Origin of the sequence: Paucibacter sp. KBW04 (assembly GCF_003852425.1) — a bacterium.
Classification (GTDB): domain Bacteria; phylum Pseudomonadota; class Gammaproteobacteria; order Burkholderiales; family Burkholderiaceae_C; genus Paucibacter_A.
The window spans coordinates 279,434-291,769 of the sequence record NZ_QAJN01000012.1; the positions used below are offsets into that span (position 1 = coordinate 279,434).

Here is a 12,336-nt window from a genome sequence, read left to right on the forward strand (position 1 = left end):
CTTGCGATTCCGCGCTCGGGCTGGCGAATGAGTACCTGAAATCCACCATTGGTCGCATTGGGGCAGACAGCGCTTGAGCTTGCACTTATGGTGCGCGCTGGTTTTGATTTCAAACGAAGCAGCGAAGCCCCCACCGCTGAACCCTTGGAGTATTTCTTGAAGCTCTCGTCAGTTGCCGCCGCCTGCGCCGCCCTTGCCTTCTCCTTGCATGCCCCCAGTTCGCAGGCCCAGGAGGGCCCACCCGGAAGTGAGGCACAGCCCCGTCCTGGAACCAAGCTGGAGCGCGTCGAGATCAAGAGTCAGAGCAGCGATGTGGATCTGCGACGCCGCGCCCCGGTGGCCAAGCAGATTTATGGCCGTGAAGAGATCGCCAAGTTCGGTGACAGCAATGTGGCCGATGTGCTCAAGCGCCTGCCCGGCGTGACGGTGGCCGGTGGTGCGCCGCGCATGCGTGGCCTGGGTGCCGGCTACACCCTGATTCTGATCAACGGCGACCCGGCGCCTCCGGGCTTCGCCTTGGACCAGCTGGACCCGGCCCAGGTCGAACGCATTGAGGTCAGCAAGGGCCCTACGGCCGACCAGAGCGCCCAAGCGGTGGCCGGCTCCATCAACATCATCCTGAAGGACGCACCGCGCGTCAGCCAGCGCGATCTGCGTCTGGGCACCGGCTATAGCGCCGTGCGGCCCACGCCTTCAGCCACCTTCACCTATGGTGAGCGCAAAGGCAATGTGTCTTTGTCCTTGCCAATCTCGGTATTCGAGTGGCGCGGGCAAAACAACTTCAGCACCGATCGGACGCTGGGCAGCTCTCCGCTGGTCTACAGCCGACAAGGCGAGCAGGCCAACTGGGGCCATGGCTTCAACACCGCGCCGCGCCTGAATTGGAAAATCAGCGATGAAGAGAGTTTGTCAGTGCAGGCCTTTGTGCAAAAAGGCTACTGGAACAACCGCCAAACCTTTGACAAGCAGCCGGCGCAGCTGGTCTCGCCCTTCGCCGACGACGACTCCTTGAATCACGGCACCTGGCAGAACCTGCGCGGCAATGCGCAGTGGATCGATCGCTTCAGCGACTCCCAGCGCATCGAGCTCAAGCTGGCGCTGCAGGACTCCAAGGGCACTTACGACAATCTGAGCTACCGCGAGCTGGTAGCCGGTGCCGGCCCGCAGCCCTTCCGCAACACGGTGGGCAATAGCCATGACCGGAGCGTGATCCAGGGCGGCAAGTACGGCCAGCTGCTGGGTGATGAGCACAGCCTCACTGTGGGCTGGGAGCTGGAGTGGCGCAAGCGTGATGAACTGCGCACCCAGACCCAGAACGGCGAGGTCTTGCAACCCAAGTACGACAACCAGCTCTTCTCGGCCGGCATCGAGCGTCAGGCCTTGTTTGTGCAGGACGAGTGGGAGTTGTCGCCCCAGTGGTCGACCTATCTGGGTCTGCGCGGTGAGCGCATCAAGTCCAGCAGCCGCGGCAGTGAATATCAGTTCAGCAATGTGAGCACGGTGGTGACGCCGCTCTGGCATCTGAACTACAAGCTGGACCCCAAGGGCCGCGACATGATCCGCGCCAGCGTGACGCGCAGCTACAAGGCCCCCGATCTGAATGCGCTGCTGGCCCGCCCGTTGACCAATACCGTCAAGCCGGTGTTCGGGGCGGATGGCATCACGCCTTTGCCGAACGACGAACTCAACCCCGACCGCGCCGGCAATCCGAACCTGAAGCCTGAGTTGGCCACCGGCCTGGACATCGCGTTTGAAAAATACCTGAGCGGTGGCGGCTTGGTCAGCGTGGGCGCCTTCTACCGTGGGGTGACGGATTTGATTCGCAACAGCGTGTCGCTGGAGACGGTGGACTGGTCGCCGCTGCAGCGCTATGTCTCGCGTCCGGTGAACTTCTCCAAGGCCCAGACCATGGGCCTGGAGCTGGAAGTGAAGGGCCGCGCTGGCGAGTTGATGCCCACGCTTTTTGACCCCAAGCTGGCCCTGAATCTGCGCGGCAATCTGAGCATCTACCATTCCAATGTCGATGCACTGCCCATGGCTAATAACCGCCTGGACGGCCAGCAGCCTTGGTCGGCTAATGTGGGCTTTGACTACCGCCTGAGCAGCTTGCCGCTGAGCACGGGCATGTCCTTGGCCTACACGCCGGGCTATGTGACTCAGCAGACGCTGACGCAGTCGCTGGACCAGTCCAATAGTCGCTCGCTCGATGTCTATGCACAATGGGTGTTCAACAAGTCCGCCTCACTGCGTTTCTCGGCCAGCAATCTGGCGCCGCTGGATACCCGCTCCCTGACCCTGGTCAGCGACGGCAGCAGCACCAATGTTTTGCGCGAGTCACGCACCCAGTTTGGCCTGGCCTTGGAACTCAAGCTTTGATCTGATCGGGTCCATGACGACAAGCGCTCCTGCACTGCTGATTTACGCCGGTCCGCGCGCCAAGGCGCGCTTGTTGGAGCGCGGCCTGCGCCCGGAAGATGTGCAGGTGGTGCCTGCTGCGGCCGGCGGCCCCAAGGGTTTGATTCTTGGGCCGCTGGACAAATTCATCTTCGGCGATTGGCTGGCCCGCAGCGAGCAGCCGGTTCATCTGATGGGCGCCTCCATCGGCGCCTGGCGCATGGCCACGGCTTGCTTGACCCGCAACGCCGCCGAGGTGGAGCGCGAGTTCGAGAACTTGGCGCAGGGCTATGTGCACCAAAGCTATGACGAGGAGTCGCCCGCAGGCAGCTCGGCCAAGAGGAAAAACAAGATGCCCTCGGCCGCCACCGTCAGCAAGGGCTTTGCCGCCAAGCTCGATGAGGTCTTCGGCGGCCGTGAGGCCCTGGCCCTGAGCCACCCGCGCTTTCGTCTGCATGTGCTGGCCTCGCGCGGTCGGCGCTTGTTGGCCAGGGAAGGGCGTTGGCGCACGCCGCTGGGCTATACGGCGGCTTTTGCGGCCAATCTGCTGTCTCGCCAAGCCATGGGGAGTTGGCTGGAGCGGGTGAGTTTTTCAGACCCCCGCACGCCCCTGCCTCTGCCCCTGAACGACTTCCGCAGCCACCAAGTCGAGCTCAATGCCAGCAACTTTCAGCCCAGCATTCTGGCCAGCTGCTCCATTCCCTTTTGGTTGCAGGCGGTGCACGACATCCCCGGCGCACCGCGCGGCGCTTACTGGGACGGGGGCATCACCGACTACCACCTGCATCTGAACTACGGCGCCATGGCCAGTGAGGGCCTGGTGCTGTATCCGCATTTCCAGCGCCAGGTCGTGCCCGGCTGGCTGGACAAGGCCTTGAAGCGCCGCCACGGTGCCACACCTTTTCTCGACAACGTCGTGTTGCTGGCCCCCAATCCTGCCTGGATTGCCACACTGCCCGGCGCCAAGCTGCCGGATCGCTCCGACTTCCAGCACTTCGGTGACGATGCCGCAGGCCGCGCCAAGCAATGGCTGCGCGCGATTGCCGAGAGCGAACGCCTGCGCGACGAGTTCGCCCAGGCCTGCGAAGCCCCGTCTTTGCAAAGCTTCATCTTGTAAAAGAAAGAAAGCATGGGCCTGGCACGGCCAACCTGCGGGCCTGCCGTCGCGTTGAGCAAGGGTTCCAGCCGGAACTCAGCTTTTGACGGAGTGGCATCACATCATGTTGTCTTTCACCAACTCACCCGAGGCGCCTTCGCAGGCGCGCAAGATCCTCACTCGCGGGGCTCGACTGCTGGTCGTGCTGATGGCGGCCAGCAGCCTCAGCGCCTGCATCTGCTACCCGCCGCGCGGCGGTGGTGGTCATCACTACGACGGCCGTGGCTATGGCCATGGGCAGGGTGGCCGCTATGGTTACGGCCCCACCTCGGGTGGCGGCGCCGTGGTCGGTGGCGTCGTGGGTGGCGTGATCGGCCATGCGGTGGAGCCCGGCGTGGGCACGGCCATCGGCGTGGTGGGCGGCGCCATCGTCGGCAATGAGATTGAACGATCGGGCCGGCGCTGAGGATTTGTCACAACGCCTGCCGAATTTCAATGGCTACAATCGAGGCACGATCAACGAACAAGGGCGAGAAAGGCATCATGGTTATGACACCGCGAACTACGACCACCTCTACACAGGTTTAGTCGGCCGCGGCTTGTCACGTCTTTCTCAGCTGTCTTTTCTCAGGCAGCCCCCAGCAAAAAGCGCGGCACAGTGGCCGCGCTTTTTCATTTCTGGGTTTGCATTGAGGCCAATAGCGCCCGGGCAGTCCCACAGAATTTCGGAGTATTGAAGAATGATCTCGATTCAATTGCCTGACGGCTCCAAGCGCGAGTTCCCGCAAGCCGTCACGGTGGCCGAGGTGGCTGCCTCTATCGGTGCCGGTTTGGCCAAGGCCGCGCTGGCGGGGCGTGTCGACGGCCAAATGGTGGACACCAGCCATCTGATCGCCGCCGATGCCCAGCTGGCCATCATCACGGACAAGGATGCCGACGGCCTGGAGGTGATCCGCCACTCCACCGCCCACTTGCTGGCTTATGCCGTCAAGGAATTGTTCCCCGAGGCCCAAGTCACCATCGGCCCGGTGATCGAGCACGGCTTCTATTACGACTTCGCCTACAAGCGTCCCTTCACGCCGGAAGACCTGGCCGCTATCGAATCCAAGATGAGCGAGCTGGCCAAGAAGGACGAAAAAATCACTCGCTCGGTGCTGCCGCGCGACGAAGCTGTCAGCTATTTCAAGGGGCTTGGCGAGGCCTACAAGGCCGAGATCATCGAGAGCATTCCGGCCGATCAGGATGTCTCGCTCTACGCCGAAGGCAAGTTCACCGATTTGTGTCGTGGCCCTCACGTGCCCTCTACGGGCAAGCTCAAGCATTTCAAGCTGATGAAGGTGGCCGGCGCTTACTGGCGCGGTGACCATCGCAACGAGATGCTTCAGCGCATCTACGGCACGGCTTGGGCCAGCAAGGACGACTTGCAAAAGTATTTGCTGATGCTGGAAGAGGCGGAAAAGCGCGACCACCGCAAGCTGGGTCGTGAGCTGGACCTGTTCCATATCGACGAGCACGCACCGGGCGTGGTGTTCTGGCACCCCAAGGGCTGGACGGTCTGGCAAGAGGTGGAGCAGTACATGCGCCGCGTCTACCGCGACAACGGCTATCAGGAAGTCAAGGGCCCGCAGCTGCTGGACAAGTCGCTGTGGGAGGCCTCGGGCCACTGGGACAAGTACAAGGACGCGATGTTCACGACAGAGTCGGAAAAGCGCGACTACGCGCTCAAGCCGATGAACTGCCCCGGTCACATCCTGATCTTCAAGCATGGCATCAAGAGCTATCGCGATCTGCCTCTGCGCTTCGGTGAGTTTGGTCAATGCCATCGCAACGAGCCCACAGGCGGCCTGCACGGCATCATGCGTGTGCGTGGTTTCACGCAAGACGACGGCCACATCTTCTGCACGGAAGATCAGATCCTGCCCGAGTGCGTCAACTACACGGCTCTGCTGCAGAAGGTCTACAAGGACTTCGGCTTCACCGACATCATCTACAAGGTGGCCACGCGACCCGAGGCTCGCATCGGCTCGGACGAAGTCTGGGACAAGGCCGAGTTCGCGCTTATGGAATCGCTGCGTGCCTCGGGCGTGGAATTCGTCATCGCCCCGGGTGACGGCGCCTTCTATGGCCCCAAGATCGAGTACACGCTGAAAGACGCCCTGGGCCGCCAGTGGCAGTGCGGCACCATGCAGGTGGACTTCTCCATGCCCGGTCGCCTGGGCGCGGAGTTCGTCGACGAAGACGGCCAGCGCAAAACACCGGTGATGCTGCACCGCGCCATCGTGGGCAGCCTGGAGCGTTTCATCGGAATTTTGATTGAGCAGCATGCGGGCGCTCTGCCGGCCTGGCTGGCGCCGACCCAGGTTGTGGTGGCCAATATCACGGATGCGCAGGCGGATTACGTCGCTGAAATCGTGAAATCGCTGGAGAAACAAGGGCTTAGAGTCCAGGCCGATTTGCGCAACGAGAAGATCACGTATAAAATCCGCGAGCATTCTTTGCAAAAGGTTCCGTTCATCCTGGTCGTAGGCGACAAGGAAAAGGCAAATGGAACCGTTGCGGTGCGCGCCCGTGGCAACCAAGATTTGGGTGTGATGGCTCTGGCAGACTTCCTCGTGAAGGCCGCAGCCGACGTCGCTCAAAAGACCTGATTGGCCTGATAAAGGCCGGGTTCTTGTCACCCGAGGCGCGCTTTTGTTTTGTTTGGGCCCCGCGCCTCGGGGCTCGTTGAAAGGTATCCACCATCGCTACTTTTGCTGACCGTCGTGCTGTTCCTGAGCGCAAGCATCGGCTGAACCGTGAAATCATGGCTCCCGAGGTTCGTCTGAACGGCCCTGAGAATGAGCCGCTCGGAATTGTGAGCATCCAGGAAGCGCTGCGCATGGCGGGCGAGCTGGACGTGGACGTTGTCGAAATCTCCGCCACCGCCACACCTCCGGTGTGCCGCCTGATGGACTACGGCAAGTTCAAGTACATCGAACAAAAGCGCGCTGCCGAGGCCAAGTCCAAGCAGAAGGTCATTGAAATCAAGGAAGTCAAGTTCCGCCCGGGTACGGACGAAGGCGACTACCAGATCAAGATGCGCAATCTGCGCCGCTTCATCGCCGAGGATGGTGATAAAGGCAAGGTGACCCTGCGTTACCGCGGCCGCGAAATCACCCACCAAGACATCGGTATGCGTCTGCTGGAGCGTATCCGTGATGAGTTGGCGGATGTGGCCGTGGTGGAGAATATGCCGCGCCTGGAAGGCCGTCAGATGATCATGGTCCTCGCTCCTAAAAAGCGTTGATCGCGGGCTGAGCCCCCAGAGGGAAATCTCAAAGGCTCAAAAAATTTGGCCCGCTGATTTGGTCATCGGCGGGCTTATTAGTCTCCAGAGGCTGGCAAGTGTTGAGAGGCCCTCAACCGCCCCTGGGACATCTTAAAAGGAGCACTCACATGCCCAAAATGAAGACCAAGAGCAGCGCGAAGAAGCGTTTCCGCGTTCGTCCGGGTGGTACCGTCAAGCGCGGTCAGGCGTTCAAGCGCCACATCCTGACCAAGAAGTCGACCAAGAACAAGCGCCATCTGCGCGGTTCGGCTGCCGTGCACGAAACCAACATGGGTCACATCGCTCAGATGTTGCCCGGTGCTGGCCTGTAAACCACTTAACTAAAGGAGATTTAATATGCCTCGCGTTAAACGTGGTGTTACCGCTCGTGCCCGTCACAAGAAGGTCCTGGCTCTGGCCAAGGGCTTCCGTGGTCGTCGTAAGAATGTCTTCCGCATCGCCAAACAGGCGGTGATGAAGGCAGGCCAATACGCCTACCGTGACCGTCGCGCCAAGAAGCGTGTGTTCCGTGCCCTGTGGATTGCTCGTATCAACGCAGCAAGCCGCGGTCTGGGCCTGACATACAGCAAGTTTGTGGCTGGCCTGAAGAAGGCTCAGATCGACATCGACCGCAAGGTCCTGGCTGATCTGGCTGTTAACGATCCTGCTGGTTTTGCCAGCATCTTCGCCAAGGTCAAGGCCGCTCTGGCTTAATGTGAGGAACCGCTCTTGGCGGTTCTTCGCAGCCTCAGGCTCTTGTGGCCTGAGGTGAGCACCCTCAAGGCCGACGCTGCATGCTCGGCCTTTTTTTATTTCCGCCCGAACGAAGAATTTTTGGCTTCAAGATGACTGATCTCGAACAACTGCTGCAGACGGCCCAGAGCGAATTCGCGGCCGCCGCCACGCCCGCCGATCTTGAAAACGCCAAGGCGCGTTTTCTGGGCAAAGCCGGTCGTGTGACCGAGCTGCTCAAGGGCCTGGCCGCCCTGCCCGTGGATGAGAAGAAGGCGCGCGGCGCCGAGATCAATGTCTTGAAGACTGGCATCGAGGCCGCCCTGACGGCCCGCCGCCAAGCCCTGGCCGATGCGGAGCTGGCTTTGCAGCTCAAGGCCGAGGCCCTGGATGTGACGCTGCCCGGCCGCCAGCGCGGCACCGGCGGCTTGCATCCCATCACCCGCGCGATGGAGCGCATCGAGGCCATCTTTGGCTCCATGGGATTCGATGTGGCCGACGGCCCGGAGATCGAGAACGACTGGTTCAATTTCACCGCGCTGAACACACCGGCCGATCACCCGGCACGCTCCATGCACGACACCTTCTACGTGGAAGGGGGGCATGTCTTGCGCACCCACACCAGCCCCATGCAAATCCGCTATGCGGTTCAGCATGTGAAGCGCCACAAGGCGCTGATTGACGCCGGCCAGCCCATGCCGGAGATTCGCGTCATCGCCCCTGGCCGCACCTACCGTGTGGACAGCGATGCCACCCACTCGCCCATGTTCCACCAGGTCGAAGGCCTGTGGGTGGGCGAGAACATCAGCTTCAAGGATTTGAAGTCGGTGTACGGCAACTTCCTGCAGCAGTTCTTTGAGTCGGATGAGCTGGAGTTGCGCTTCCGCCCCAGCTACTTCCCCTTCACCGAGCCCAGCGCCGAGATCGACATGATGTTCGCCACCGGCCCGCTGAAAGGTCGCTGGTTGGAAGTGTCCGGCTCCGGCCAGGTTCATCCCCAGGTGATTCGCAATATGGGTCTGGACCCCGAGCGTTATATCGGTTTTGCCTTCGGCTCCGGCATCGACCGTCTGGCCATGCTGCGCTACGGCGTGAGCGATCTGCGTCAGTTCTTTGACGGTGATTTGCGCTTCTTGTCGCAGTTCAAGTGAACGACAAGCAAATCAAAGTCTGAGAACTCAAGAGAACACATCATGCAATTTCCTGAATCCTGGCTGCGGGCCTTTTGCAACCCCGCGCTGAACACCCAAGAGCTGGCCGATCTGCTGACCATGTCGGGCCTCGAAGTGGAAGAGCTGCGCCCGGTGGCGCCGCCTTTCCATGGCATCGTCGTGGCTGAAATCCTGTCGGCCGAGCAGCACCCTAACGCCGACAAGCTGCGCATCTGCCAGGTCAATGCCGGTGCTGCGGAACCGCTGCAAATCGTCTGCGGCGCGCCCAATGCGCGTGCTGGCATCAAGGTGCCCTTGGCCACCGTGGGTGCCGAACTGCCCCCTGGCGAAGATGGCAAGGCCTTCAAGATCGGCGTGGGCAAGCTGCGCGGCGTTGAGAGCTTTGGCATGTTGTGCTCTGCCCGTGAACTCAAGCTGAGCGAAGAGCATGGCGGCCTGCTGGAACTGGCGGCGGACGCTCCCGTTGGCCAGAACATCCGCGAGCATTTGCAGCTCGACGACACCTTGTTCACCCTCAAGCTGACGCCCAATCTCGCGCATGCGCTGAGCGTCTACGGCATTGCCCGCGAGGTCTCGGCCTTGACCGGCGCGCCCCTGCAAACGCCTGACTTTGCGCCCGTGGCCGTGAGTCACCAGGACAAGCTGCCGGTGCGCATCGAGGCTGCCGATCTGTGCGGTCGCTTCTCCGGTCGCATCGTGCGCGGCGTCAATACGCAGGTGAAGACGCCCGCCTGGATGGTCGATCGCTTGGCCCGTTGCGGCCAGCGTTCGGTCTCGCCCCTGGTGGACATCTCCAACTACGTGATGTTCGAGCTGGGCCGTCCTTCGCATATCTTCGATCTGGACAAAATCCACGAGGAGCTGGTGATCCGCTGGGCCAAGCCCGGCGAGACGCTCAAGCTGCTGAACGGCAACACGGTGGAGCTGGACGAGACGGTCGGTGTAGTGGCCGACTCTCAGGCACCCGAGTCCCTGGCCGGCATCATGGGCGGCGACGCCACGGCCGTGTCCGACGACACCAAGAATGTCTACGTCGAGGCCGCGTTCTGGTGGCCCAAAGCGGTGATGGGCCGTTCGCGCCGCTTCAACTTCTCCACCGACGCGGGGCACCGTTTCGAGCGCGGTGTCGACCCGGCGCTGACGGTGGCGCATATCGAGCGCATCACCCAGCTGATTCTGGACATCTGCGGTGGCCAAGCCGGCCCCATGGACGACACTGTTGCCGCGCTGCCCGAGCGCAAGCCCGTGGCCCTGCGGGTCGCACGCGCGTCCAAGGTCATCGGCATGCCGATCTCGCAGGAAGACTGCGCCCGCGTGTTCACCCGCCTGGGCCTCGCCTTCACCGAGGCCCCCGGCGTCTTGACGGTGACCCCGCCCAGTTTCCGCTTCGATCTGCAGATCGAAGAGGACCTGATCGAAGAAGTGATCCGCGTCTTGGGCTTCCCTCAGCTGCCTGCCACGCCGCCGCTGGCACCTGTGGTGGCCAAGGTGGCTTCGGAGTCGCGCCGCGCCATCCATGCCCTGCGTCATGCGCTAGCCGGCCGTGACTACTTCGAGACCATCAATTTCAGCTTCGTCGAAGCGCGCTGGGAACAAGAGTTAGCTGGCAATAGCAATCCTATCCAGTTGCTCAACCCCATCGCCGCGCCCCTGGCTGTGATGCGGACCAGCCTGATCGGCAGCCTGATCAACACCTTGCGCTACAACCTGACGCGCCGCGCGCCGCGGGTGCGCCTGTTCGAGATCGGTCGTGTCTTCCTGCGCGACGCTTCGGTGGTGGAAAGCGATGCCACCATTGCCGGCATTCATCAGCCCATGCGCGTGGCTGGCCTGGCGTTTGGTCCGGCCGAGCAGCAGCAGTGGAGTCAGCGCGAGCGCCAGGTTGACTTCTTCGATGTGAAGGGCGATCTGGAGGCTTTGTTTGCGCCGCGTCAGCTGCGCTTTGTCGCGGCCGAGCATCCCGCTCTGCACCCGGGCCGCAGTGCGCGCATCGAGCTGGACGGCCAGGACATCGGCGTGATCGGCGAGCTGCATCCCAAGTGGCGCCAGGGCTATGAGCTGCCCACCGCGCCCATCGTCTTCGAGCTGGACCTGCCTGCCGTGCTGGCGCGCCAGCTGCCGGCAGCCCAAGCCATCCCGCGTCAACAGGCCGTTTTGCGCGATCTCGCCGTCATCGTGGGCGAGGGTGTCACGCACGAGGCCTTGATGCAGACCATTCAGTCGGCTCACAGCGGTTTGATCCGCTCCGCCAAGCTCTTCGATGTGTTCAAGCCTACGCAGGCCAGCAGCGACCTGAAGGACGGCGAGCGCAGCATGGCCGTGCGCTTGGAGTTGCTGGACGACGAAGTCACCTTGACCGAAGAGCGCATCGAGCAGACCGTGGCCGCCGTGATCGAGGCCCTGGGTCAGCGCCTCGGTGCGCGCCTGCGGGCCTGAGGTGGACTGAGACCATAGCGGAGGCCCTGGGCACATCATGACGAGCGATCTGAACAAGAAGAGCGAGCCAAGCGACAAGCCGGAAGGCGAGGGCGCGGATCTTGCGACGCCTGCTGCATCCAAGCCAGCGGCGCGGGTGCTCTTGCCCAGCTTGGAGACGCCCACGCTGACCAAGGCCGAGTTGTCCGAACTCCTGTTCGACAAGCTGGGCCTGAACAAGCGTGAGTCCAAGGACATGGTCGAGGCCTTTTTCGACATCATCCATGGCAAGCTGGTCGAGGGTGATGATGTCAAACTCTCCGGCTTCGGTAACTTCAATATCCGCCGCAAAGCTCCTCGCCCAGGTCGCAACCCGCGCACCGGCGAGTCAATCCCTATCAAGGCCAGGGACGTGGTGACATTTCACGCCAGTCACAAACTCAAGAGCCTGGTGCAAGGCGATGTTTGCGACGAAGATGACATCGAGTAGAGTCTGAATTCCCCGTACTTCAAGCAGCCAATCACGCATGGACAATGCGCTTCCCGCCATCCCCGCCAAACGCTACTTCACCATCGGTGAGGTGAGCGATCTGTGCGGCGTGAAGCCCTATGTGCTGCGCTATTGGGAGCAAGAGTTCAGTCAACTCAAGCCCATGAAGCGGCGCGGCAATCGACGCTACTACCAGCACCATGAAGTGCTGCTGATCCGCCGCATTCGCGGCCTGCTGTATGAGCAGGGCTTCACCATCAGTGGCGCTCGCAACCAACTCATCGATGTGGGCAGCTCTCGCAACGCCGAGTCCAAGCTGGCTGCTTCCATGCTTGATTCGGACGAGTCGGATATGGACTCGGGAGATGAGGGTGCCGGTTTGTCGCCCGAACTGAGCGGCATTGTGGCCACCAAGTCTTCTGCTGCCAGTGCGAGCGCATCTGCCGCCGCCCATGCCAGCGAGGCGCGCAGCCAGATCGCCGTGACCGAGGTCTTGGCCAACCAGGGCGAGTCCTTGGAGCCCTGGTCTTTGAGTCAGGTGCGCGAAGAGCTTTTCGCCATTCGTTCTACTCTTTTTATCTGAATCTCGCAGAGCCTAGAAAAATGGGCTATACTGCGAAGCTCAGTCGGGGCGTAGCGCAGCCTGGTAGCGCACTTGCATGGGGTGCAAGGGGTCGTGAGTTCGAATCCCACCGTTCCGACCAAAAACAAGAAGAGAAATAAACGAGCC

At 61.9% G+C, this 12,336-nt stretch carries 11 protein-coding genes and 1 tRNA gene; all 12 read left to right on the forward strand.

The window, feature by feature from the left end; genetic code table 11:
* Window positions 1-156 precede the first annotated feature (156 nt).
* Window positions 157-2,376, forward strand: coding sequence for a TonB-dependent siderophore receptor (locus DBR47_RS16070; RefSeq protein WP_197047104.1), 2,220 nt, complete (start codon window positions 157-159; stop codon window positions 2,374-2,376).
* Window positions 2,377-2,389: 13 nt separating this feature from the next.
* A complete protein-coding gene (locus DBR47_RS16075) occupies window positions 2,390-3,511 on the forward strand; it encodes a phospholipase (protein ID WP_124451839.1) in 1,122 nt (373 codons plus the stop codon).
* Window positions 3,512-3,614: 103 nt separating this feature from the next.
* Window positions 3,615-3,956, forward strand: a complete 342-nt coding sequence (locus DBR47_RS25365; protein WP_124451841.1) for a glycine zipper 2TM domain-containing protein — start codon at window positions 3,615-3,617, stop codon at window positions 3,954-3,956.
* 274 nt (window positions 3,957-4,230) lie between these two features.
* Window positions 4,231-6,138: a threonine--tRNA ligase gene (gene thrS, locus DBR47_RS16085; protein ID WP_124451843.1), complete on the forward strand. Its 1,908-nt coding sequence runs from the start codon at window positions 4,231-4,233 to the stop codon at window positions 6,136-6,138.
* 92 nt (window positions 6,139-6,230) lie between these two features.
* Window positions 6,231-6,776 (forward strand): translation initiation factor IF-3, encoded by a 546-nt coding sequence (infC, locus tag DBR47_RS16090; RefSeq protein ID WP_082679750.1) that lies wholly within the window; start codon window positions 6,231-6,233, stop codon window positions 6,774-6,776.
* A gap of 149 nt (window positions 6,777-6,925) precedes the next feature.
* The gene (gene rpmI, locus DBR47_RS16095; protein WP_124451845.1) at window positions 6,926-7,129 is read left to right on the forward strand and encodes a 50S ribosomal protein L35; all 204 of its coding nucleotides are present in this window, start codon (window positions 6,926-6,928) and stop codon (window positions 7,127-7,129) included.
* Between the two features lie 25 nt (window positions 7,130-7,154).
* Window positions 7,155-7,511 carry a 50S ribosomal protein L20 gene (rplT, locus tag DBR47_RS16100; RefSeq protein ID WP_102766472.1) on the forward strand — a complete coding sequence of 119 codons (357 nt, stop codon included), beginning with the start codon at window positions 7,155-7,157 and terminating at the stop codon, window positions 7,509-7,511.
* A gap of 131 nt (window positions 7,512-7,642) precedes the next feature.
* On the forward strand, window positions 7,643-8,680 hold the full coding sequence (locus DBR47_RS16105; RefSeq protein WP_124451847.1) for a phenylalanine--tRNA ligase subunit alpha: 1,038 nt from the start codon (window positions 7,643-7,645) through the stop codon (window positions 8,678-8,680).
* Window positions 8,681-8,722: 42 nt separating this feature from the next.
* Window positions 8,723-11,137: a phenylalanine--tRNA ligase subunit beta gene (gene pheT, locus DBR47_RS16110; protein ID WP_124451849.1), complete on the forward strand. Its 2,415-nt coding sequence runs from the start codon at window positions 8,723-8,725 to the stop codon at window positions 11,135-11,137.
* A gap of 136 nt (window positions 11,138-11,273) precedes the next feature.
* Window positions 11,274-11,606 (forward strand): integration host factor subunit alpha, encoded by a 333-nt coding sequence (locus tag DBR47_RS16115; protein WP_231512345.1) that lies wholly within the window; start codon window positions 11,274-11,276, stop codon window positions 11,604-11,606.
* Between the two features lie 37 nt (window positions 11,607-11,643).
* Entirely contained in the window at window positions 11,644-12,189 is a 546-nt protein-coding gene (locus tag DBR47_RS16120; protein WP_124451853.1) for a MerR family transcriptional regulator, read from the forward strand.
* Between the two features lie 44 nt (window positions 12,190-12,233).
* Window positions 12,234-12,310: transfer RNA gene (locus tag DBR47_RS16125), tRNA-Pro, on the forward strand.
* Window positions 12,311-12,336 lie beyond the last annotated feature (26 nt).